Origin of the sequence: Arthrobacter sp. NPDC058192 (assembly GCF_042883665.1) — a bacterium.
GTDB lineage: Bacteria > Actinomycetota > Actinomycetes > Actinomycetales > Micrococcaceae > Arthrobacter.
In genome coordinates, this window is the sequence record NZ_JBHVVJ010000003.1 from 28,541 (window position 1) to 51,140 (window position 22,600).

23 protein-coding genes are annotated in these 22,600 nt (G+C 69.0%); 15 read left to right on the plus strand and 8 right to left on the minus strand.

Features of this window, described 5'->3' with window-relative positions; all coding sequences use genetic code 11:
- The first annotated feature begins 86 nt into the window (after positions 1–86).
- Both ACFVVK_RS03815 and ACFVVK_RS03820 read left to right on the plus strand, forming a co-directional pair.
- Positions 87–845: a thiazole synthase gene (locus ACFVVK_RS03815; protein WP_390264339.1), complete on the plus strand. Its 759-nt coding sequence runs from the start codon at positions 87–89 to the stop codon at positions 843–845.
- A 90-nt stretch (positions 846–935) separates the two neighbouring features.
- Positions 936–1,622, plus strand: a complete 687-nt coding sequence (locus ACFVVK_RS03820) for a 4a-hydroxytetrahydrobiopterin dehydratase (RefSeq protein ID WP_390263689.1) — start codon at positions 936–938, stop codon at positions 1,620–1,622.
- Between the two features lie 20 nt (positions 1,623–1,642).
- Here the strand turns inward: ACFVVK_RS03820 and ACFVVK_RS03825 are convergent, their stop codons facing one another.
- From ACFVVK_RS03825 to ACFVVK_RS03835, 3 genes are all read right to left on the minus strand, one after another.
- Positions 1,643–1,945, minus strand: coding sequence for a hypothetical protein (locus ACFVVK_RS03825; protein ID WP_390263692.1), 303 nt, complete (start codon positions 1,943–1,945; stop codon positions 1,643–1,645).
- Positions 1,946–2,014: 69 nt separating this feature from the next.
- Positions 2,015–2,239 (minus strand): DUF3107 domain-containing protein, encoded by a 225-nt coding sequence (locus tag ACFVVK_RS03830; protein ID WP_390263695.1) that lies wholly within the window; start codon positions 2,237–2,239, stop codon positions 2,015–2,017.
- A gap of 58 nt (positions 2,240–2,297) precedes the next feature.
- The gene (locus tag ACFVVK_RS03835) at positions 2,298–2,945 is read right to left on the minus strand and encodes a TetR/AcrR family transcriptional regulator (protein WP_390264342.1); all 648 of its coding nucleotides are present in this window, start codon (positions 2,943–2,945) and stop codon (positions 2,298–2,300) included.
- Between the two features lie 151 nt (positions 2,946–3,096).
- On the opposite strand from ACFVVK_RS03835, the gene moeB reads away from it, so the two are divergent.
- Positions 3,097–4,311, plus strand: a complete 1,215-nt coding sequence (gene moeB, locus ACFVVK_RS03840) for a molybdopterin-synthase adenylyltransferase MoeB (protein WP_390263698.1) — start codon at positions 3,097–3,099, stop codon at positions 4,309–4,311.
- Positions 4,312–4,384: 73 nt separating this feature from the next.
- Positions 4,385–5,407, plus strand: coding sequence for an SDR family NAD(P)-dependent oxidoreductase (locus ACFVVK_RS03845; protein ID WP_390263700.1), 1,023 nt, complete (start codon positions 4,385–4,387; stop codon positions 5,405–5,407).
- A gap of 39 nt (positions 5,408–5,446) precedes the next feature.
- On the opposite strand, the gene ACFVVK_RS03850 is transcribed toward ACFVVK_RS03845, so the two are convergent.
- Positions 5,447–6,823, minus strand: coding sequence for a glutamyl-tRNA reductase (locus ACFVVK_RS03850; protein WP_390263702.1), 1,377 nt, complete (start codon positions 6,821–6,823; stop codon positions 5,447–5,449).
- Positions 6,824–6,981: 158 nt separating this feature from the next.
- Between ACFVVK_RS03850 and hemE the strand changes: the two genes are divergently transcribed.
- From hemE to hemL, 10 genes are all read left to right on the plus strand, one after another.
- Positions 6,982–8,130, plus strand: a complete 1,149-nt coding sequence (gene hemE / locus ACFVVK_RS03855) for a uroporphyrinogen decarboxylase (RefSeq protein ID WP_390263705.1) — start codon at positions 6,982–6,984, stop codon at positions 8,128–8,130.
- A gap of 4 nt (positions 8,131–8,134) precedes the next feature.
- Positions 8,135–9,640: a protoporphyrinogen oxidase gene (gene hemG / locus ACFVVK_RS03860; protein ID WP_390263707.1), complete on the plus strand. Its 1,506-nt coding sequence runs from the start codon at positions 8,135–8,137 to the stop codon at positions 9,638–9,640.
- A 142-nt stretch (positions 9,641–9,782) separates the two neighbouring features.
- The gene (locus ACFVVK_RS03865) at positions 9,783–10,610 is read left to right on the plus strand and encodes a hypothetical protein (protein ID WP_390263709.1); all 828 of its coding nucleotides are present in this window, start codon (positions 9,783–9,785) and stop codon (positions 10,608–10,610) included.
- 106 nt (positions 10,611–10,716) lie between these two features.
- Positions 10,717–11,463: a hydrogen peroxide-dependent heme synthase gene (hemQ, locus tag ACFVVK_RS03870; RefSeq protein WP_390263711.1), complete on the plus strand. Its 747-nt coding sequence runs from the start codon at positions 10,717–10,719 to the stop codon at positions 11,461–11,463.
- The gene (locus ACFVVK_RS03875; RefSeq protein ID WP_390263714.1) at positions 11,460–12,743 is read left to right on the plus strand and encodes a ferrochelatase; all 1,284 of its coding nucleotides are present in this window, start codon (positions 11,460–11,462) and stop codon (positions 12,741–12,743) included. Before hemQ ends, ACFVVK_RS03875 begins: the two co-directional genes overlap by 4 nt.
- Positions 12,740–13,738, plus strand: coding sequence for a hydroxymethylbilane synthase (gene hemC, locus ACFVVK_RS03880; protein WP_390263716.1), 999 nt, complete (start codon positions 12,740–12,742; stop codon positions 13,736–13,738). Before ACFVVK_RS03875 ends, hemC begins: the two co-directional genes overlap by 4 nt.
- A 19-nt stretch (positions 13,739–13,757) precedes the next feature.
- The gene (locus ACFVVK_RS03885) at positions 13,758–14,804 is read left to right on the plus strand and encodes a uroporphyrinogen-III synthase (protein ID WP_390263718.1); all 1,047 of its coding nucleotides are present in this window, start codon (positions 13,758–13,760) and stop codon (positions 14,802–14,804) included.
- The gene (gene hemB / locus ACFVVK_RS03890; protein WP_390263720.1) at positions 14,801–15,784 is read left to right on the plus strand and encodes a porphobilinogen synthase; all 984 of its coding nucleotides are present in this window, start codon (positions 14,801–14,803) and stop codon (positions 15,782–15,784) included. Before ACFVVK_RS03885 ends, hemB begins: the two co-directional genes overlap by 4 nt.
- A gap of 95 nt (positions 15,785–15,879) precedes the next feature.
- Positions 15,880–16,932 (plus strand): LLM class flavin-dependent oxidoreductase, encoded by a 1,053-nt coding sequence (locus ACFVVK_RS03895; protein ID WP_390264344.1) that lies wholly within the window; start codon positions 15,880–15,882, stop codon positions 16,930–16,932.
- Positions 16,933–16,950: 18 nt separating this feature from the next.
- Complete coding sequence (hemL, locus tag ACFVVK_RS03900; protein WP_390263723.1) at positions 16,951–18,282, plus strand: glutamate-1-semialdehyde 2,1-aminomutase; 1,332 nt, start codon at positions 16,951–16,953, stop codon at positions 18,280–18,282.
- A 158-nt stretch (positions 18,283–18,440) separates the two neighbouring features.
- Here hemL and ACFVVK_RS03905 read toward each other — a convergent pair whose 3' ends face one another.
- The 4 genes from ACFVVK_RS03905 to ACFVVK_RS03920 all read right to left on the minus strand — a co-directional run bounded on the left by ACFVVK_RS03905 (position 18,441) and on the right by ACFVVK_RS03920 (position 22,029).
- Positions 18,441–19,178: an amino acid ABC transporter ATP-binding protein gene (locus ACFVVK_RS03905; RefSeq protein ID WP_390263725.1), complete on the minus strand. Its 738-nt coding sequence runs from the start codon at positions 19,176–19,178 to the stop codon at positions 18,441–18,443.
- Positions 19,175–19,939: an amino acid ABC transporter permease gene (locus ACFVVK_RS03910; protein WP_377985429.1), complete on the minus strand. Its 765-nt coding sequence runs from the start codon at positions 19,937–19,939 to the stop codon at positions 19,175–19,177. The genes ACFVVK_RS03905 and ACFVVK_RS03910 overlap by 4 nt, the downstream gene beginning before the upstream one ends.
- A 3-nt stretch (positions 19,940–19,942) precedes the next feature.
- Positions 19,943–20,878, minus strand: coding sequence for an ABC transporter substrate-binding protein (locus ACFVVK_RS03915; RefSeq protein ID WP_390264347.1), 936 nt, complete (start codon positions 20,876–20,878; stop codon positions 19,943–19,945).
- 440 nt (positions 20,879–21,318) lie between these two features.
- Positions 21,319–22,029 carry a 3'-5' exonuclease gene (locus ACFVVK_RS03920; protein ID WP_390263727.1) on the minus strand — a complete coding sequence of 237 codons (711 nt, stop codon included), beginning with the start codon at positions 22,027–22,029 and terminating at the stop codon, positions 21,319–21,321.
- Between the two features lie 137 nt (positions 22,030–22,166).
- Here ACFVVK_RS03920 and ACFVVK_RS03925 point away from each other — a divergent pair, with 137 nt between their 5' ends.
- Positions 22,167–22,583 (plus strand): MGMT family protein, encoded by a 417-nt coding sequence (locus ACFVVK_RS03925; protein WP_390263730.1) that lies wholly within the window; start codon positions 22,167–22,169, stop codon positions 22,581–22,583.
- The last annotated feature ends 17 nt before the right edge of the window (positions 22,584–22,600 follow it).

Here is a 22,600-nt window from a genome sequence, read left to right on the forward strand (position 1 = left end):
CGGTGAGCGAGACAACATTTAGTCGAGTCCCGAGCGACCCGGGTGCTCCGGCACCCGCGGCCCCTCCGGCGCCCGCGGACCGCTTCGTGGTCGACGGCGTGACGCTTGGCTCCCGCCTCATCATGGGCACCGGCGGCGCACCGAGCCTGGACGGACTGGGGGCGGCGCTCGTGGCCTCCGGGACGGAACTGACCACCGTGGCGATGCGCCGGTATTCGCCGGCCGAAACGGGGTCGCTGTTCCAGCTGCTCGCGGACCACAACATCAGGGTGCTGCCCAACACGGCCGGCTGCTTCACCGCCCGGGACGCTGTTCTTACCGCCGAACTGGCCCGGGAGGCCCTGGAAACGGACTGGGTCAAGCTCGAAGTCATCGCCGACGAGCACACGTTACTGCCGGACGCCGTCGAACTCGTGGAAGCAACCGAGCAGCTCGTGGCCCGCGGATTCAAGGTCTTTGCCTACACCAACGACGACCCCGTGCTGGCCCTCCGGCTGGAAAACCTCGGGGCGACGGCCGTGATGCCGCTGGGCGCCCCGATCGGCACCGGCCTGGGCATCCTGAACCCGCACAACATCGAGCTGATCGTCGCGCGGGCCTCCGTGCCCGTGGTGCTCGACGCCGGAATCGGCACGGCCTCGGACGCGGCGCTGGCAATGGAACTCGGCTGCGATGCCGTGCTGCTGGCCACGGCCGTGACCCGTGCCCAGGACCCAGCACTGATGGGGGAGGCCTTCAAACACGCCGTCCGGGCCGGTAGGCTGGCGAAAAAGGCCGGCAGAATCCCACGCCGCGAACATGCCTTGGCGTCCTCGGCCATGGAAGGCAGGGCCGAGTTCCTTTAGCGGATCCGCCTGGCTCGGCCAGGTGGTTCGGCGGGTCGGTGCGGCGGTTGATCCGGTTCACAGAGCAAGTCCCCAAGCAAGGAGCCTGCAGTGGCAGCCACGGACCCCGTCCTCACCCGGCCGCAGATCGACGACGCCCTCGCGGGCCTTCCGGACTGGAGGTACCGGCTGGGCGCTCTGGTGACGGTCTACAAAACAGCGACGTCCGCGGCGGCGCTGGAGCTGGTTGCCGCCGTCGGGCGCGTGGCCGAGGAACTGGACCACCACCCGGACCTGGACTGGCGCTACAACCGGGTGTTCCTGCGCTTCACCTCCCACGACGCCGGCTCGGAGGTCACGGCCCAGGACGTCCGGGCGGCGGCGGCGGCCAGCGCAGCCGCCGCGGACGCCGGTGCCGCCGCGGAGCCTGGGCTGTACCGGTCGGTCGAGATCGGCATCGATACTGAGGACCCCGCCGGGATTTCGGAGGTCTGGCGGGTGGCCCTGGGCTACCGTAAGGGCAGGTTCGGGGATCTTGTGGACCCCTACGGGCGCGGGCCCGGGCTGTGGTTCCAGGAAACGAACACGCCGAACGTCAACCGCCTCCATCTCGACATCCACCGGGGCAAGGCCGAATCCGCCGCCGTCCTGGACAAGACGGCCGCCACGGGAGCGTTAATGAACCGTGACCACGCACCCGACTGGGTGGTGGTCACAGATGCGCAGGGAAACCGGCTGTGCCTGTGCACCGAGGAAAACCACGAGCCGGACCTGCCGGAACAGGCGCCGGAGGGCTGACCCCGGAAGCGGGCTGACCCCTAGAGCCTCAGGATGGCGGTGAGCCTTTCAGTATCCTGCCGGGTCCGGGTTTTGCCGAGGTACGCCACGGCCGCGACGGCGGCCGCCGAGCCCAGGAACATCGGCAGGATCCACGGAATCCACGTCAGGCCCGGCTGGTAGCCGAACCCGGCCGCCATGAAGATGATCCAGCTCAGCATCCCGACGGAGGCGGCGACCCCCGCCGGGACGCTGATGCCGTACTTCGTGTGCCGTTTGTCGTTGGCCCACACCACAAAGCCCGCAGCAACGGTCACCAGCGCAACCACAATCAGGGAAAGCATTCAGGGCACCTCGCGATAGGGAAGAAAACGACTTGAAGAAACGGCTCTGGTGTGCGGCGGAGGCCGGGGCTAGAGTGCGCCGAAACCGACGCGGCGGGCTTCTTCCGCCCCGATTTCCACGTAGCCCAGAACACTGGCGGGGACGATCACCAGGCGGCCCTTGTCGTCCTTCAGCCGCAATTCGCTGCCCTTGGCAATCGCCTCGCCCACGACCTTGGCCACGGAGTCCGCGTCCTGGGCCGATTCGAGCACAATTTCGCGGCCAACGTTCTGAATCCCAATCTTTACTTCCACAGCAAGGCCTCCCAGCCAGTCAACGTCTCAGAAATGTCTGTCAATCTCTATTTGTAGCCTAGGTCTCCTTGGGGAAGCGGGAGATTCCGCGCCAAGCTAAACGGTAGATGAGGTCGCTGGCCACATCGAGATCCAGGTTTCCGTCCGTTTCCAGCCAGTACCGCGCGCTCACCTGGGCGAGTCCGGCCAGTCCGCGGCCCAGTAGCTGCGCCTCCAGCTCCGGCAGCTTCGTGTCCTCCGCGATAACGCGCGCGACGGCGTCGGCGAAGGTCTTGTTGAACGCTTCCAGCCGTGCACTGACGTCGACGTCGTTGATCAGGTCCGACTCGAAGACGAGCCGGTGCGCCTGGTCATCATTGGCGATGAACTGGAAGTAGGCCCGCATGACCGCCTGGACGCGCTCATCATTGTCGGTGGTGGAATTCAGGGCGCCCAGCAGGAGCTCGATCAGCGTGCTGAGGTGGCTGTCCAGCAAGGCCAGGTACAGGTCCCGCTTGGACGGGAAGTGCTGGTACAGCACCGGCTTGCTGACATGGGCGGTCTCGGCGATCTCGTCCATGGCGGCACCGTGGTAACCGTTGGCCACGAAGACCTCATGAGCGGCCGCCAGCAGCTGCGCCCGTCGTTCGTCCCGGGGCAGGCGTGCCGAGCGCTGTCCGCTCCGAGTCTGCCCGGCCGGCCGCTTGCCGGTCTCGTCCCGCTCCAACGGCGCCTGATGGACCACTGTCGGCCTTCTTTCCCTCTTCACACGATTGCATGCACCGTTGCACGCGGTGCAGACTCCACGATATTGCACTGAACTACACTCTACGCGCGGGTAATATGACCTGGCAGTATCTTCGGGCATAGATTGAAGTATGGCTTCCAAGTTCACCGCAACAGCCGCCGCGACCGCCCAGCCGGATCCGATGCCCGGGCCGCTGGTTGACCCGGCGCCGGACCTCAGCCCCGATGAGGTGGAACGCTATTCGCGCCACCTCATCATTCCGGAGATTGGCGCGATCGGCCAGCGCCGGCTCAAGAACGCCAAAGTCCTGGTGATCGGCGCCGGGGGCCTGGGTTCTCCGGCCCTGCTGTACCTCGCGGCCGCCGGCGTGGGCACCCTGGGCATCGTCGATGACGACGACGTCGACCTGAGCAACCTCCAGCGGCAAATCATCCACGGCGTCGCGGACGTGGGCCGGCCCAAGATCGAGTCCGCCCGCGATGCCATCTCGGCCCTGAACCCGCTCGTCGACGTGCGGCTGCACAACGTCCGCCTTGACGCGTCCAACGCCCTGGAACTCTTCGCCGGCTACGATCTCATCCTCGACGGCGCCGACAACTTCGCCACCCGCTACCTCGTCAACGACGCCGCCGCGATCCTCGGCAAGCCGTACGTCTGGGGATCGATCTTCCGCTTCGACGGCCAGGTCAGCGTCTTTTGGGAAAAGCACGGCCCCACCTACCGGGACCTCTATCCGGAAGCCCCGCCGGCCGGATCCGTGCCCTCCTGCGGTGAAGGCGGCGTGTTCGGCATGCTGTGCGCCGCCGTCGGATCGCTGATGGTGACCGAGGCCGTCAAACTGATCACCGGCGTCGGGCGGTCCCTGTTGGGGCGGCTGGCGCTTTATGACGCCTTGGGCGGTACCTGGCGCGAGATCAAGGTGGCCCGGGACCCCGCAGCCGAGCGCATCACGGAACTGACCGACTACGAGGCGTTCTGCGGCATTGCCCCCGCGGCGGATGCCGGAACCGAACACACCGTGACGGCCACCCAGCTCGCCACCATGCTGGCCTCGCGCAAGGCAGGACTTCGGGAGTTCCAGCTGGTGGACGTGCGGGAGAGCGGAGAATACGACATTGTCCATATCGACGGATCAGTGCTGATCCCGCAAGGCCGCATCCTGGCCGGGGAAGCGTGGCCGGAACTTCCCCAGGACGCCGACATCGTCTTCCACTGCAAGGCGGGAACACGGTCCGCCGCAGTCCTGTCCGCCGCCCGCGCCGCCGGGTACGAGCGCGTCAGCCACCTCGACGGCGGGATCCTCGCCTGGGTCCGGGACGTGGAACCCGGGAAGCCGGTGTACTGAGGACGCCACCCTGCCCTGCGAACCGGGACACCGAAGCTAGCCCGACGAACGGCGCTCCAGCGAAAGGCACGTCATGAGCCAGGAAAACACCCTGACACCCCAGCATAAAATCGGCTCCGGTTTCGGCCGGGATTCGACGGCGTCCGAGGTTGTCGCCGGCATCGACTTGCGCGGGAAGAATGCGATCGTCACCGGCGGATACTCAGGGCTGGGCCTGGAGACCGTGCGGGCAATTGCGTCCGCCGGGGCCGCTGTTTTGGTGCCGGCGCGGCGGCCTGAACACGCTCGGGAAGTCCTCGCTGCGGCCGGGCTGTTGCCCGGCACCCGCGGAGGCGGGGTCAGCGTTGCGGCGCTGGACCTTGCGGACCAGGCCAGCGTCAAGGAGTTCGCAGCCCGCTTCTTGGCCGGTGAAGCATCCGGCACTCGTCCCAGCCTGGACATCCTCATCAACAACGCCGCCATCATGGCAAGCCCGGAGCAGAGGGTGGGCCCCGGCTGGGAATCACAGTTCGCCACCAACCACCTGGGCCACTATGCCCTCACCAACCTGCTGTGGCCATCGCTTTGTGCGGGGGAGGGGGCCCGCGTGGTCTCGCTGTCCTCCACCGGGCATAAGCTCTCAGGGATCCGCTTCGATGACATCAACTTCGACACCGGCTACGACAAATGGCGGGCGTACGGCCAGGCCAAGACGGCCAACGCGCTCTTCGCCGTGCAGCTCGACGCCTTGGGCCGGGACCGCGCAGTCCGGGCCTTCGCCGTGCATCCCGGCGGCATCATGACAGAACTCCAACGGCACCTGCCGAGGGAGGAAATGATCGCCTCGGGCTGGATGGACGAGCACGGCAAGGTCGACTCCCGGTTCAAGTCACCTGAGCAGGGCGCGGCCACCTCGGTCTGGGCTGCGACATCACCGGCGCTTGAGGGCAAGGGCGGCGTCTACTGCGAGGACTGCGAAATCGCCGAACCGACGGTGCCGGGATCTCCCGAAGCCAGGGTCAGGGGCGTAGATGCGCATGCACTGGACCGGGAGGCCGCCGCACGGCTGTGGCAAGTGTCCGCGGAAATGACCGGGATCAACGCCTTCACCGGGTAAACAGCTCCTAGCGGGTAAACCGCCGTTAGCAGCAGGCGGCTACGCGGTGTCGCGGATGCCGCCGGCAAGGCCGTCTTCAGCCAGGCCGTTCTCCACGGGGCAGGCGGCCGCGGATCCTGCAGCTCCGAAAGCCGCAGGCCCCGGGGCGCCCGCGGCGGGGGAGGGCTCAACCGTGATGCCGTAGAGCGCCTCCAGGCCGGCAACGTAATCTTCCTGCTGTCCGTTGGCGGCCAGTTCGCGCGCCCGGACGGTGGGGATATGCAGCAGTTGCTTCACCATGCGGCGCAGGGCGAATTCGACTTCTTCGGCGGCAGCGGTGCAGCCGTGCCGGGCACGGACCTTTTCCATTTCCGCGTCCAGGACGTTCATCGTATGGCGGCGCAGGGCCACGATCGCCGAGTCCACGGAGCGTGCCTCGCGTTCCTGCTCGAAGGCGCTGGCCGCGCCGGACACGATGGTGCTCGCCTGCACGAGTGACTCGGCCTGTTCCTGGGGAGCGGCGAGCCGTACGGATTCCAGCGTGAGGAGTTCGACGCCGTCGAGCTCGCCGACCGCGGGGTCGAAGTCGTGGGTCAGGGCGAGGTCGATCGCGATGAGCGGCTGGGGAGCGGTGGCCCTGATCCGGCCCAGGTCCTCGGCTTCCACCCTGCTGTCCGAGCCGCTGCAGCCGATCATCACGTCGGCCGCGGCAATGGCGGCCGGAAGAGTGTCCTCGTCCAGTGCCGTGCCGCCGCGGGTGGCGACGAAGCCGGGGGCGCGGCCGGAGGAGGAATAGACAGAGACGTCCGTGCAGCCGCGTTCACGCAACAGTGACATGGTGGCGCCGGCGTACGCGCCGGTTCCGAAGACAACGGCCTTCTTGGTGGACCAGTCCGGGTTTTCCGACAGGTCCGTGGCCAGATCCAGCGCCACGGAGACGATGGAGAGGCCGCGGGATCCGAGCGCCGTCTGCGCGCCCACGTCCTTGGCGGTCTTGGACGCGGCCTGAAACAGCCGCACCAGGCCGGAACTGGCGGTGCCCTCGTGCTGGGCCGTGATCAGGGCGCGGCGGACCTGTCCGGCGATTTCGCGTTCGCCCACCACCGCGGAGTCCAGCCCGGAACTGACCGCGAAGAGATGCTGGCTGACCTCGGCGCCCGTGCGGGTGCTAAAAGCGCGCGAGACGAGCTGGTCGTTAAGTCCGCTTGCTCCGCTGATCTGCGTAATGAGGGCCGCCCGGGCAGCGTCGACCGCATCCGGATCCGGGGCTTCACCGTAGATTTCGAAGCGGTTGCACGTGGAAAGGACAACGGCGCCGGCCACAGCCGGCGATCCGGCGAGGGCGGACGTGGCAAGCCCGGAAGCGCCGGTGCTCAGTTGAGCAACGGTTTCGAGGTCGATGTCGGCGTGTGTAGCCACCAATGAGAAAAGAACCACAGCACGACCATCATAGCTTTTTCGCGTCCGTGTAGAACAACTATCGGGCGTGGCCTCAGGCACCCTGGTCCGTGATCCCCGCCACGCCGCTTCCCTTGGCGCGACGGGTGACAGGCTGTCGTTATCTTTTGCGCACAAACTTGGGCACAATCGAACTCATGACTCGAAGCTCTGCGGCAAGTGCCGGCGCGACAAAATCCAGCCCGTCCGAACGCGGCAACGGCGCAGCAGTAAACGGCGCGGACGGCCTCGACGCCGCACACCCGCTGATGGACGGCCGCACCGCAGGCTCCCCGCTGATCACCGCGTACCGCGGCGGCAAGCCTTCCCGCCGTCCCGTCTGGTTCATGCGCCAGGCCGGCCGCTCGCTGCCCGAATACCTTAAGGTCCGCGAAGGCGTGGCCATGCTGGACTCGTGCCTGCGGCCGGAACTGGCGTCCGAGATCACCCTGCAGCCGGTCCGCCGCCACGACGTCGATGCCGCCATCTTCTTCTCCGACATCGTCATCCCGCTCAAGCTGGCCGGCGTCGGCGTGGACATCGTGCCGGGCGTCGGCCCCGTCCTGGACGTGCCGGTCCGCACGGCCGCGGACGTCGCGGCCCTGCCGCGCCTGACATGGGAGGCCCTGGAACCCATCCGTGAAGCCGTCCGGCTGACCGTGGCCGAGCTCGGCAGCACCCCGCTGATCGGCTTCGCCGGCGCACCGTTCACCCTCGCCGCGTACATGGTGGAAGGCAAGCCCTCCCGCGACCACCTTGGCCCCCGCACTATGATGCATGCCGATCCGGAAACCTGGACGGCGCTGGCCAACTGGGCCGCCGACGCCTCCGGCATGTTCCTTCGGGCGCAGCTGGAAGCCGGCGCCTCCGCCGGGCAGCTCTTCGACTCCTGGGCCGGTTCGCTGGGCCTGGCCGACTACCAGCGATATGTGGCGCCGGCTTCCTCCCGCGCCCTGGACCATGTCCGCCACCTCGGCGCACCGCTCATCCACTTCGGCACCGGCACGTCGGAACTGCTCGTGGCCATGCGCGACGTCGGAGTCGACGTCGTGGGGGTCGACTACCGGCTGCCGCTGGATGAGGCCAACCGCCGCCTGGGCGGGAGCGTCCCGCTGCAGGGCAACATTGACCCCGCGCTGCTCGCGGCACCCTGGGAGATTTTGGAAGCGCATGTCCGCGACGTGATCGCGGCCGGCTCGGCGGCGCCCGGCCACGTCCTGAACCTTGGCCACGGCGTGCCCCCGGAAACCGACCCCGAGGTGTTGACGCGCGTCGTCGAACTCATCCACTCCATCTCCCCGGAGTAAGGGCATGGACGCAGGCACCGCCGCAACACCCGCGCCCGGCACCGCTACGCCGGGGACGGCCGTCGTGATCGGGGGAGGAATCTCCGGCCTGCTGGCGGCCCGGGAGTTCGCCCGGGCCGGCGTCCGCACCACGGTCCTGGAAGCCACCGATGCCTGGGGCGGCTGCGTCGGCAGCCACGCCGTGGCCGGACTGACCCTGGACAGCGGGGCGGAGTCCTTCGCCACCCGCACCTCCGCGGTAGCCGACCTCGCCGCCGAGCTGGGCATTGGCGGCGAGATCGTCGCGCCGAACCCCGGGGGCGCCTGGGTCCAACTGCCCGACGGCCCGCGCGAACTGCCCAAGACCGGGGTGCTGGGCATCCCGGCCAACCCCTGGGACCCGGAGGTCCGCCGTTCCCTTGGCCTGCTTGGCTCCCTCCGCGCCTCCATCGACGCCGCCCTGCCGGCCTCGGTGGGCACCGCCGCCGGGGCCACGAGTGTGGCGTCGCTGGTCCGGCGGCGCATGGGCAGGCGCGTGCTGGACCGGCTCGTGGCACCGGTGGTCGGCGGCGTCCATTCCGCCGATCCCTCAGTGCTGGATGTCGACACGGTGGCCCCCGGACTGCGGGCCGGCATCCGCCAGCACGGCTCCCTCGCCGCCGCCGTCGCTGCCCAGCGCAGGGGAGGAGCCACAACACCCTCCCTCCCCGCACCGGGGCCGACCGCCGGACTGCAAAAGGCAGGCTCCGCCGTCGCCGGCCTGCGTGGCGGGATGCACCTCCTCGTGACCGCCCTGCTGGCCGACCTGCGCAAGCAGGACGTCACCCTGCTCAGCGGCACCCGCGCCCGGTCCGTGCAGCGCACGGCAACCGGCTGGCGGGTCACCACGGACGGACCCACCTACGACGCCGGCCTGCTGGCGGTCGCGGTCGAGGGGCCGGCCGCCGTCGGGCTGCTCGAAGCTTCCCTGCCGGACATCGCGGGCCTGCGCCCGGACGCCGGACCAGACGTCAGCCTGGTCACCCTGGTGGTGGACCGCCCGGCGCTGGATGCGGCGCCGCGGGGCACCGGCGTGCTCGTCGCTCCGCAGAGTCCCGGCGTGCACGCCAAGGCCCTGACGCACGGCACCGCCAAGTGGGCGTGGCTGGCCGAGCGGGCCGGACCGGGCAGGCATGTCCTCCGGCTCTCTTACGGCCGGGCAGAAGGCCCCGGCACGGCACCGCTGTCCCGCGAAGGAGCGGCTGCCGCGGTGCCGCGCTCCGACGAGGAACTGTTCCGCGCAGCGCTGGCCGACGCCTCGGCCCTGCTCTCGGTCCCCGTCACCGCCGCGGATGTGGTGGGCTGGGACGTGGTCCGCTGGGCCGGTGCGCTGCCCTTTGCCTCCCTCGGGCACAAACAGCGCGTTGCCGCCGTCCGCAGCGCCTGTGCCGCCGACGGAACGCTGGCCGTCGTGGGCGGATGGCTGTCCGGCAACGGCCTGGCCGCGATCGTCGCCGACACCGCGCCTCAGGTCCGCCCGCTGTTGCCCTGAGGGATCTGCAACCCCTTCAGTCACAGGAATCACAGCGGCCCCAGCTGCCTTCCGTATCCCCGGATAACACGGGCTGCGGTCCCCATTCCCCCGGATCCAGCCGGTTTTTCATGCCGCCCGATTCCGGCTAGGCTCGATAATCATGTTTATTTTCGGGTCCAGCGCGGCAACAAAGAAGATCGGACGCGACAGGGGCCTTCGGCGCGGAGCGGCAACCGCCGCGCTAGCTGCGGTTTTGGCTGTGACGGCAGGGGTTCCCGCTTCGCACGCAGCCACGGGATTGTCGGCGGCAGCGTCCACCCCGCGGTCCGCCCAGAGCTCTCTCACTCTCGGCCTCGGCAACGTGCTGGACACGCTGTTGGGCTCCTCGCACACACCGGCTCCGTCGCCGTCCTCCGGATCGAGTGCGCCGACTCCGGGCCCGGTCCGTACCAGCAGCCCGGAGCCCAGCGATCCTGAACCCAGCGACCCTGAGCCGAGCAGACCCACGAGCCCCGAGCCCACCACTCCGCGCACCAGCAACCCGCCGTCCGCCACCCCGTCAGGCACCCCGAGCGCCAGCGTTTCCCAGCCCTCCGGGCCGCAAAGCCCCCGCACGACGCCCGCCGCGCCGGTGCCGGGCGCGTCCACGGACGGAACCGCGCCTGCTCCGTCCGCTCCGGCTATCGGAGGGGCTCCCGGCCAGCCCGGCCCGGGCGGCGCGAGCTCCGCGGCGGAGCCCGACTCCGGAGATGCCGCGCCTGCCGCGGCTGCCGCGACCGGCGCGCCGGTGTCGCCGTCGAACGCTCCCACGTCCTCCTCCGGCGGTTCGACCAGGGCCGCGGCCGCCAAAGGTCACTCCGGCAGCACGTCACTGCAGGCCTCGGAGGTGGAGCCCCAGGGGATCTCCCCGCTGGTCGGGTGGGGCATCGGGCTGGTGGCACTGTCGGCCGGAGCCGGTGTCGCCGTCGTGCGGTTGCGCAGGAGCTGACGCCTCCGCCGGACGGCGGGCCCGCACATGTGAAATCGCGCACTTCTACGCCTTGTAGAAGTGCTTTATTTCGACTTAGCTGAACGGAGGGGGCAGACTGGTATGCATGAGCCACACTTCTGCCGAATCTGTCACTAAAACCGGAACGCCCACCCCCGGAGAGTCAGTCGCCGGGGCATCGGCGCCCCAGGATTCAACCGAGCAGTTCTTCACCTTGTGGACCGTTTTCAAGCGGTCCGCTGACGTCCTCCGCGACGCCGAGGCCGTCGAGGACTTCGAGTCCCTACTGGCACGCCTCGCCGGCGAGGGCGTCATCCACCGCGGCAGCTACGACGTTTCTGCCATGCGCGCGGACGCCGACATCATGGTCTGGCTGCACGGGCCGAAGGCTGAGGCCCTGCAGCGTGCCGTCCGGGACATCCGCCGCAGCAAGCTCTTCACCGGCACCGAGATCGTCTGGTCCGCCATGGGCGTGCACCGCGAGGCGGAGTTCGCCAAGAACCACACGCCCGCCTACTCCCGCGGCGTGGAACCGGCCGAGTGGCTGTGCGTCTACCCGTTCGTCCGCTCCTACGAGTGGTACCTCCTGCCGGACGCCGAGCGCGGCGCGATGCTCCGCGACCACGGCCTCCTGGGCCGCGATTTCCCGCAGGTCATCTCCAACACCGTCTCGTCCTTCGCCTTGGGCGACTGGGAATGGATTCTGGGCCTGGAAGCACCCGAGCTCGTGGACCTCGTGGACCTGATGCGGCACCTGCGCGCCACCGAAGCGCGCCACCATGTCCGGGAGGAAGTCCCCTTCTACACCGGCCGGCGCGTCAGTGCCGCCGAGATCGTGGAGGTCCTTGCATGAGTCCGCTGGATCCCCGGGAGACCGCAACCGTGGCCGCGGTGAATCCCGTCACGGAAACCGGCCGGATGGCCCCCAAGGAATACGACGCCGTCCTCCTCGCCTCCTTCGGCGGTCCGGAAGGACAGGAGGACGTCATCCCCTTCCTCCGCAACGTCACCCGGGGCCGCGGCATCCCGGACGAGCGGCTCGAAGAGGTCTCGCACCACTACCGCGCCAACGGCGGCATCAGCCCCATCAACGGGCAGAACCGCGCGCTCAAGGCCGCCATGGAGGCCGAGCTCGCGGCCCGCGGCATCGGGCTGCCGGTCTTCTGGGGCAACCGGAACTGGGACCCCTTCATCCCGCAGACGCTCCAGGACATCTACGACGCCGGACACCGCAAGGTCCTCATGCTCACCACGAGCGCCTACTCCTGCTACTCCAGCTGCCGCCAGTACCGCGAGGACATCGGCATGGCCCTGACCGAAACCGGGCTGGACGGAAAACTCGAAGTGGACAAGGTGCGCCAGTACTTCGACCACCCGGGCTTTGTGGAGCCGTTCATCGAGGGCACCGCCGCCGGCCTGGCCGAAGTCCGCGCCCGGCTCGCCGCGGCCGGAACCCCCGATGCCCCGGTCCACGTCCTGTTCGCCACCCACTCCATCCCGACCCGCGACGCCGAGGCCGCCGGCCGCTCTGAGGGCGAACCGCGCCGCTTCGAGGAAGACTCCGCCTACGTGGCCCAGCACCTGGCCGCCGGAACCGAGGTCATCCGCCGGGTCGAAGCCGACGCCGGCCTGACCGCCCCGTGGTCCCTCGTCTACCAGTCCCGGTCCGGCGCCCCGCACGTGCCGTGGCTCGAACCCGACATCAACGACGCCATCGATGACCTTGCCAGCCAGGGCGTCAAGGGCATCGTGATCGTGCCGCTGGGCTTCGTCAGCGACCACATGGAAGTGGTGTGGGACCTTGACACCGAGGCGCTGGAGACCTGCGCCAAGCTGGGCATCATGGCCACCCGCGTCCCCACGCCCGGAACGCACCGCAAGTTCGTGGCCGGCGTCGTGGACTTGATCTGCGAGCGGACCGCGGCGAACAACATCGCCGACCGACCGCACCTGACCACGCTCGGCCCCTGGTTCGACGTCTGCCGGCCAGGCTGCTGCGCCAACTTCCGCGGCGAAAAGCCCACCATCGCGGGCGCGGACACCACCGTCGGGACCGGACACGATCCCTACCCGGCCACTGCACCCGCGGCAACGGATACGGCCACCCCGGCAGCCGGGCAGGCGGCGCTGTGACCGTCCGGATCGGAACCCGCGCCAGCACGCTGGCCCTCACCCAGACCCAGCAGGCCGCGGACCAGCTGGCCGCCGTCGGCGGTTTCCCCGTGGAGCTCGTCCACATCCGGACCGACGGCGACGTCCTCACCGGCTCGCTGTCCCAGATGGGCGGCACCGGAGTGTTCGTGGCGGCGCTGCGCGACGCCCTACTGCGGGACGTGTGTGATGTGGCGGTCCATTCGCTGAAGGACCTGCCCACCGGGCCTGCCCTCGGGCTGACCCTCGCCGCGACGCCCAAACGCGTCGACGTCCGCGACGTCCTGTGCGCCCGGGACGGGCTGAAACTCGCGGACCTTCCCGCCGGGGCGACGGTCGGCACCGGTTCCCCGCGCCGCGCGGCCCAACTGCGCGCCGCCCGGCCCGACCTGGACATCCGGGATATCCGCGGCAACGTCGACACCCGGCTCGGGCGTGTCCCCGGGCTGCCCGGCAACACGACCGACGCCGTCGTCGCCGGCAAATCCTGCGATCTCGACGCTGTCGTTCTCGCCGCTGCCGGCCTGACCCGCATCGGCCGGCTCGACGCGGTCAGCGAGTACCTCGAGACGGACGTCATGCTGCCCGCTGCCGGGCAAGGGTCCCTTGCGATCGAATGCCGGACGGCCGACGCCCCGCGCCAGGCAGGGTCCACGGAAGGATCCGACGGCGTCCTCGCCCAGGCTCTCGCGGCCCTCGACGACGCCGACACCCGGCTCGCCGTCACCGCGGAACGGGCCCTTCTGGCCCGCCTTGAGGCCGGTTGCGCCGCGCCGGTGGGCGCCTACGCCTACCGCAAGGGAAGCATGCTGCACCTTGAGGCCGTGGTCTGCGCCGTCGACGGCACAGCGAGCGTCCGGGAGCGGAAGGCCACCGACGGTCTCACCGAGGTCGGGGCGACCCTGCTCGGTATTGAGCTGGCCGAGGTCCTGCTGGCCCGAGGCGCCGCGGACATCGCGGACCTGACCGCTTCCTGAACCCGGAATCCAGCGCATCATGGGACGAGATGACGCCCGCAACCAAGGCGGCGGCGGGCCGGACGGCCACTACGCGGAAGCCTTGCGCGGCGCCCGGGTCCTGATCGCCCGCAGCCCGGACCGCGCCGGCGACCTCGTCGCCGCCCTGCGCCGGCAGGGGGCCGAACCGGTGCTCTTGCCGCTGATCGACTTCGAAGTGGCAACGGACCAGCACTCCCTGGACGTCGCCTTCGATGCCCTCGGCGCCGGGGCGTACGACTGGCTCGTGATCAGCAGTGTGACCACCGTTCAGGTGCTCGAGGCCATGGCCGCGGAGCGGGGCTCCACCCTGGTCGCCTGGCTGCCGGGCCATGTCCAGGTGGCCACGATCGGCCCGGCCACCCGTCACGTCCTCCAGTCCCGGGGGGTGAGCGTGGACCTCGCCCCCACAGCGCTGCAGTCCGGGAGCGGGCTCCTCGGCGTCTGGCCCGAAGGCCACTACAGTGTTCTGCTCCCGCAGGCGGACATCGCCGATTCCCGGCTCCGCCGCGGCCTGGAGGCCCGCGGCGCCTCGGTGCAGGCCGTCACCGCCTACCGGACCGTGGACTACCCGGCGGACCCGGCTCTGAGCCTCCCGGCATACCAGCCCCCGCTGGAAGCGGCCGACGCCGCGCCTCCGGCCCAAGTCCTGACCACCGCGGAAGCAAAACGGCAGATCGAGGCCGGACGGCTGGACGCCGTCGTCGCCGCGTCCCCAAGTGCGGCGCGCCGCATCCACACGGAGCTCGCCCCGCTCGGCGGCTGCCGCTTCGTGGCGATCGGCCGGTCGACGGCGGGGGAGGCGGCCGCCCTTGGACTCGCGGTCGCAGCCGTCGCCGAAGCCCCGACCGCCTCGGGGCTCGTCGCCGCCGTCGTCCGCGCTCAGTCGCTGCAGCAGCCGCAGCCGCCGCCGCTGTCCCCTCCGTCATCCCATGGCCATTCACCCGACGGCCCGGGGTCCGGCCATGCGCCCGCACAGCATTTCCCCGAAGACCGTTTACCGGCCGATCCTCTATCAACAGAGCATCCAGCGAAGGACAACACATGAGCTTTCCGACCCACCGGCCCCGCCGTCTCCGCACCACCCCCGCCATGCGGCGGCTCACCGCTGAACACCGGCTCTCCGCCGCGGAGCTGGTCCTTCCGGCCTTCATCCGTGAAGGCCTCACCGAGCCCAACCCGATCGCTTCCATGCCCGGCGTGCAGCAGCACACCACCGATTCGCTCAAGCGTGCCGCGGCAGAGGCCGTGCAGCTCGGTGTTGGCGCCATTATGCTGTTCGGCGTCCCCGCCGTCCGGGATGCCCGCGGCTCCGCCTCGCTGGACCCCGACGGTGTGCTGAACAAGGCCATCCGGGACGTCCGGGCCGAGGTGGGCGACGAACTCGTGATCATGAGCGACGTGTGCCTCGATGAATTCACCGACCACGGCCACTGCGGCGTCCTCGACGCCAACGGCTACGTCGACAACGACGCGACCCTGGAAATCTACGGCCGGATGGCGGTCGCGCAGGCCGACGCCGGAGCCCACGTCCTGGGTCCCTCCGGCATGATGGACGGACAGGTCGCCGTGATCAGGCAGGCCCTGGAGGAGGCCGGCCACTCCAACACCGCCGTCGTGGCCTACGCCGCGAAGTACGCTTCCGCGTTCTACGGCCCGTTCCGCGAGGCCGTCGACTCGCAGCTGACCGGCGACCGCCGGACGTACCAGATGGACGCCGCCAACCGCCGGGAGGCGATCCTCGAGGTCGACCTGGACCTGGCCGAAGGCGCCGACATGGTCATGGTGAAGCCGGCCATGAGCTACCTGGACATCCTGGCCGACGTCGCCGCCATGAGCCCGGTCCCCGTGGCCGCATACCAGATTTCCGGCGAGTATTCGATGATCGAGGCCGCCGCCGCGAACGGCTGGATCGACCGCCGGGCAGCCATCACCGAATCGGTGCTGGGCATCAAACGCGCCGGCGCCAACATGGTGCTGACGTACTGGGCGAGTGAGCTCGCCGGCTGGCTGAGGGAATCCCGGTGAGCACGGCGCCGGTGGGACCGGAATCGGCGGCCCCGGCCGGCACGGCCGTTCCCGCGGGCGCCCCCGGGAGCCCGGCCCCCACGCCCACGGCCCCGGTGGGGCCGGACCGCATCCTCCTGGGGCTGAACAGCTTCGGCGACGTCGGCGTATTCCCGGACGGTCATCCGGTCCCGCACGCCCAGGTCCTCCGGCAGCTCCTGGAGCAGGCCGAGCTCGCGGACGAAGTCGGCCTGCACGCCTTCGCGGTGGGGGAGCACCACCGCCGCGATTTCGCCGTGTCCGCCCCTGAGGTCTTCCTGGCCGCGGCGGCGGCCCGCACGAAGCACATCCGGCTAGGTTCCGCCGTGACGGTGCTCAGTTCCGATGACCCGATCCGCGTCTTCCAGCGGTTCGCCACGGTGGACGCCATCTCCGGCGGCCGGGCGGAGGTCATGCTGGGCCGCGGCTCCTTCATCGAATCCTTCCCGCTGTTCGGCCTCGACCTGGCCGACTACGAGGTCCTCTTCGAGGAAAAGCTCGAGCTCTTCGACAAGGTCCGGGCGCAGAAGCCGGTCCACTGGGAGGGACGCACCCGGCCGGCCCTTAACGGCCTGAGCGTCTATCCGCCGCTGGAATACCACCTGCTGCCAGCCTGGATCGGCGTCGGCGGCACGCCCGAGTCGGTGCTGCGCTGCGCCGAGTACGGCTACCCCGTCATCTTCGCGATCATCGGCGGGCAGCCGCGGGCCTTCGCCCCGCTCGCCGGCCTTTACCGCGAGGCCATGGCCAAGTACGGGCACGCGATGCAGCAGATGGCAACGCATTCACCCGGTCACGTGGCTGCCACCGACGAGGAAGCCAGGGAGGAGTTCTTCCCGCACTGGATCGCGATGCGCAACCGGCTGGGAGCGGAGCGGGGCTGGGGTCCGGGGAGCCGGGCCGAATTCGACGCCCTGTGCACCTCCGAGGGGGCGCTCTACGTGGGGTCCCCGGAAACCGTGGCCGAAAAGATTGCCCTGTTGAAGAAGAACCTCGGCGTGGACCGCTTTGACCTCAAGTACAGCAACGGCACCCTGCCGCACGCGGCCATGATGCGCTCCATCGAACTGTTCGGCACCGAGGTCGCGCCCCGCGTCGCCGCACTGCTGGCCGCCTCGTCGGCCGGCTGACCTGAAAGAATAGGAACCATGACTTCCAGCATGCCTCGCAACGAGGAACTCTTTGACCGTGCCCGCCAGCTGATGCCCGGTGGTGTGAACTCACCCGTGCGTGCCTTCGGCTCCGTGGGCGGGACGCCGCGGTTCATGGTGTCCGCCAAGGGTGCCTACCTGACCGACGCTGACGGCGCCGACTACGTTGACCTCGTCTGCTCCTGGGGCCCGGCGCTGCTGGGACACGCGCACCCGGAGGTCCTCGCCGCCGTCCATGCCGCCGTCGACCGGGGCCTGTCCTTCGGCGCCTCCACGCCGGACGAGGCCAACCTCGCCGCCATCGTCAAGGAGCGCGTTCCGGCCGCCGAACGCGTCCGGATGGTCTCGACCGGCACCGAGGCCACCATGACCGCCATCCGGCTGGCCCGCGGGTTCACCGGCCGGAACCTCGTCATCAAGTTTGCCGGCTGCTACCACGGCCACCTTGATGGCCTCCTCGCCGCGGCGGGCTCCGGCCTGGCGACCCTTGCGCTGCCCGGCACGGCAGGCGTCACGGCCGCGACTGCCGCCGAAACCCTTGTCCTGCCGTACAACGACCTCGCCGCCGTCGAAGCCGCCTTCGCCAAGCACGGCGACAGCATCGCCGCCGTCATCACCGAGGCCGCCCCGGCCAACATGGGCGTCGTCACCCCGGGCGAGGGCTTCAACGCGGGCCTGTCCCGGATCACGCGCGAGCACGGCGCCCTGCTGATCCTCGACGAGGTCCTCACCGGCTTCCGCACCGGCTACTCCGGGTACTGGGGCCTGACCGGCGGGGCGGCTGACGCCGCCGAGCCGTGGGCCCCGGACCTGCTGACGTTCGGAAAGGTGATCGGCGGCGGCATGCCGACGGCGGCCCTCGGCGGCCGCGCCGAGGTCATGGACTACCTGGCGCCCGTGGGTCCGGTCTACCAGGCGGGCACCCTGTCCGGTAACCCGGTGGCCATGGCTGCGGGCGTCGCGACCCTGACCCACGCCACACCCGACGTCTACTCCTTCGTGGACGCCCGCTCCCTGGAACTCTCCGCGGCGCTGGCTTCCGCCCTGGACGCGGAAGGGGTGGACCATTCCATCCAGCGCGCCGGCAACCTGTTCTCCGTGGCCTTCGGCACTGGCGCCCGCGGTGTGCACAATTACGACGACGCCCAGGGCCAGGAAGTGTTCCGCTACGCCCCGTTCTTCCACTCGATGCTGGATTCCGGGGTTTACCTGCCGCCGTCGGTCTTCGAGGCATGGTTCCTCTCCGCCGCGCACGACGACGCCGCGATGAACCGGATCTTCGACGCCCTGCCGGCGGCGGCGAAGGCGGCGGCCGCGGCGACGGCCTAGGCCGTTCGGCTCCAAGGATCCGGCCGCCGTCGTCCATTAACTGCGGCGGCGATCCTTTACGAGATCCCTTAAACGAGTGATGGCACCCGCAGCGGCGGGTGCCATCAGTCGTTTATGCTGCGTCTTGCTTTTATCCTGCGGATGGGGCGGTCGGCGGACTAGAGCACGTCCGAAAGGAAGCCCTGCAGCCGTTCGGTCTCCGGGCTTGTGAAGATCTGGTCCGGCGGACCGGACTCCACGACGACGCCGGCGTCCATGAACGTGACGGTGTCCGAGACGTTGCGGGAGAAGCCCATCTCGTGGGTCACCACCACCATGGTCATGCCGCCCTTGGCGAGGTCGGTCATCAGCGCCAGGACACCCTTGACGAGTTCCGGGTCGAGGGCGGAGGTGGCCTCGTCGAAGAACATCACCTCCGGCTTCATGGCCAGGGCGCGTGCAATGGCGACACGCTGCTGCTGGCCGCCGGAAAGGTTTGCAGGACGCGCGTCGGCCTTGTGCTTGAGCCCCACCAGGTCGAGCTGCTCGAGCGCCTCGGCCCGGGCCTGCTCGGCCGGCAGCTTGCGCAGCTTCCGCAGCGCGAGCGAAACATTGTCCGCCACCGTTTTGTGCGGGAACAGGTTGAACTGCTGGAACACCATGCCGATCCGCTGGCGCAGCTCGTCCGGGTTGTCCTTCAGGACCGAGCGGCCATCGAGCAGGATGTCGCCCTGGTCCGGTTCGATCAGCCGGTTCATGACCCGCAGCAGCGTGGACTTGCCCGAGCCGGAGGGGCCGATCACCGAGGCGGTGGTGCCCTTCTCGACGTGCAGGTCGATGCCGCGCAGGACGTGGTTCGAGCCGAAGGACAGGTGCAGGTTCTTGCCGGTCAGCGAACCGGAGGCAAACTCGCTCATGGCTGTGCTCCCTTCCCGATCAGGGCCGCGGCGTCGTCCGGCTGGCGTTTCTCCGGACGGCCGGTGCGCAGGCGGTTGTCGATGTAGTTGACCAAGTGGGTGAGCGGAACGGTCAGGATGAGGTACATGAACGCCGCGGCAACCAGCGGAGAAAGGTTGCCCGTGTTGGCGGCGGCGTCGTTACCGATCCGGAAGATCTCGCGCTGGCTGGCGATCAGGCCCAGCAGGTAGATCAGGGACGAGTCCTTGATCAGCGCGATGAACTGGTTGACCAGTGCCGGGAGCACCCGTCGGATGCCCTGCGGAATCACCACGAGGCGCATGGACGAGCCATAGCTGAAGCCCAGGGCGCGGGAAGCCTCCAACTGGCCCTTTTCCACGCTCTGGATGCCTGAGCGGAAGATCTCGCCGATGTAGGCCGCCGCCATGAGGGTTAGGGCGAAGATGGCGAGCGGGAACGGGTTCGTGGAACCGGTCGTCACCCGGATCACGGGTCCGAGCCCGAGGCCGATGAGGAGGATGATCACAATCGCCGGGACGCCACGGAACACATCCGTGTAGATCCGGGAGAGCCAACGCAGCGCAGTGATCCGGGACGTGCCCATGACGGCCAGGACCATGCCCAGGATGCACCCGAGCACGCCCGCGGAACCCGCCAGGATCAGGGTGTTGGGCAGGCCGAACATAATCATGTTCGGCAGGACGGCTGCCATCGCCTCCCAGTCAAAGAAGGTCTTTACGAGTTGATCGAGTGCATCCATGGACTAGGACTTCGGAACGGTGACGGCCTTGGAGCCCGGGGACCACGTGGCCGGGGTCTCGCGGTCCGGGTACCATTCCTTGGTCAGCTTGGACCAGGTCCCGTCGGCAATCACGGCGTCGAGGCCGGAGTTCAGCGCGTCGATGAGCGGCTGGTTTTCCTTGTTCACGGCGTACGCGGTGAAGTTCTGGGTGTTCACAACCGATTCGGCGATGACCGTGCCGTCGCCTTCCTTGACCTGCCCGGTGGCCTGCTGGGACGGAGCGACCCAGGCGTCAACCTGTCCGTTCTTCAAGTTGGCGTAGGCGGTGTTGTAGTCCTCGAAGCGGACGGGCTCGATCTGGAGCGTGTTGGTGACGTAGTCATCCTGCACCGTGCCCTGGACCACGGCGATGCGCGTGTCCTTGGTCAGGTCCTTGAACCCCTTGATGTTGGAGTCCTTCTTGGCGACCACGGCCATGTAGCCGAAGTCGTAACCGTTGGTGAAGCCAACGGTCTTGCGGCGGGCGTCAGTCGTGGAAATCGAGGAGGAGCCGAGGTCGAACTGCTTGTTCTGGACCTGGGCGAGCAGCGACGCGAAGCCGGTCGACTTGAACTCCACCTTGAGGCCCAGCTTGTCGGCAATAGCGCGCAGGAGCTCGTTGTCGTAGCCGGTGAATTTGCCGGACTTGTCGATGTAGATGTTCGGCGGGGCGTCCGAAAGGGTGCCCACAGTCAGGGTTCCCTCAGTCAGCAGGCCGAGCTTGGACTTGTCGATCTTGTCCAGGGGAGTGACGTCCTTGGTGGTGTATTTGTCCAAGGATTTCTGGTCGCTGCCCTGGAGGGCATCGGTCGATGACGCCGTTGTCTGCGCCGACCCGCCGCCGCAGGCTGCAAGGGAGACCGCCACGGCTAGGGCCACGGGAACGGTTGTCAGCCACTTCAAGGCTTTGCTTTTCATCACGCAATCACTTTCGTCTGAAGTTCAGTGGGCCGCGGGGAGCCTCGTCGGGGTCCCGGCTGCCGGCTTGGGCGCCGGTGGGGCAGGCAAGCCGCGAAAGTTAATTGTGTCATCACACCCGGACGTCGCTTCAATCCGAATTACTTCACCCTGGGGTCCTCACTACCCGAAGGATCTTCACGGTTCCCGGGCCGGGGGCAGTGAACTGCCCGACGCGGCGACCCGCAACGGAATCATCGGCGCGCGACGTAACTGTCCGTTGAGGCCGCAGGCCCTGTGACTTGCATCCCAATGACTGGAATTGGGTCCTGCTGAGGTCTACGTAACGCTTTGTGGCGGCAACGTTTCGTATTAAGAAGTCCTCCCACCAGGTCCTCCCACCAGGTCCTCCGACCCCGGTTCCGGAGCTTTGCAGGTCCGGAATCGGGGGAGTCCCGGGCTTAGAAGTCGCCGCGGCTCGCGTCTTCCGGGGGCAGGACGGGCCAGTCGCCTTCGATCACAGCGGCCGGCTTGGACTTGCGCAGGTAGCTCTGGAAATCCGCGGCCTGGGCCGACGCCCATTCGATCTGGAGCTGGTGCAGGTTGCCCGCCGGCATCCTGAGCTTGGGAAATTTTCCGGCCATGGCATCGAGCATGCGCAGGGTGGCCAAGGCGTCGGCTGCTGAGGTGTGGGCGTTGTCCAGGTTCACGCCGTATTCCTCGCAGAGGGCGGTGAGCGTGCGCTTGCCCTTGCGGTACCGGTCGACCTGCTTGTTCATGATGTACGGGTCAAGGACGGGGAAGCGGCTTAACTGGGGGACCCCGTAGCGGGCCGACTCGGCAGCGAGGACGGTGAAGTCGTAGCTGGCGTTGAACGCGATGACGGGCACGTCGGCGTCGAACAGTTCCTGGAGTACGGCGGCGAGTTCGCGCGTCACCTCGGCCGCAGGCCGGCCGTCGCGGCGGGCCTGCTCGGTGGTGATGCCGTGGACGTCACTGGCCTCGGTGGGAATCTCAACGCCGGGGTCGGCGAGCCATTCGTGTTCCTTGATCACTTCGCCGCTGGTGTCCACGACGGTGACCGAGGCTGTAACGATCCGCGCCGAACGGGAGTTGCGTCCCGTCGTCTCGAGGTCAAAGGCTGCGCGGGGAAGGCTGTTCCAGGTGCTCATGCTTCAACGCTACCTGCACGCTCCGACAAAAAAGTGCCACCGGCACACCACCACGCGGGGCCAGTTTTGGCCCAATCCGGGCCGGCATTGGCACTACGCGGCGCCGCGCTGCGATTCGCAGCGGCTAGGCTGGATCGATGCGAACGGAGTATGTGGAGGCGGTGCTGGAGCTGGTGGCGTTGATCCCCGCCGGCACAGCAGTTGCCTACGGAGACGTCGCCGAACTCCTCGGCGCCGGCGGCCCCCGCCAGGTCGGTTCCGTCATGAGCCACTACGGCAACGGCGTGCCCTGGTGGCGGGTCCTGAAGTCCAGCGGGGAGGCGCCCCCGGGCCACGAGCACGAGGCTCTGGCGCTCTACCTGCGGGAAGGCACACCGCTGCTGGGGCGGTACACCGAATTTCTCCGGACCGGTGAGGGACGCTGGCGGGTCGACCTGGCCTCCGGCCGGTGGGCGCCCACCGACGCCGACTTCGACAGGATTGATGTCATCGCCGAGCGGCTCGACCGCGAGTTGCATAAATTGTCGGTGCCCGATGATGAAATGACCGTGTGAGTACCCCCAGCCAACGC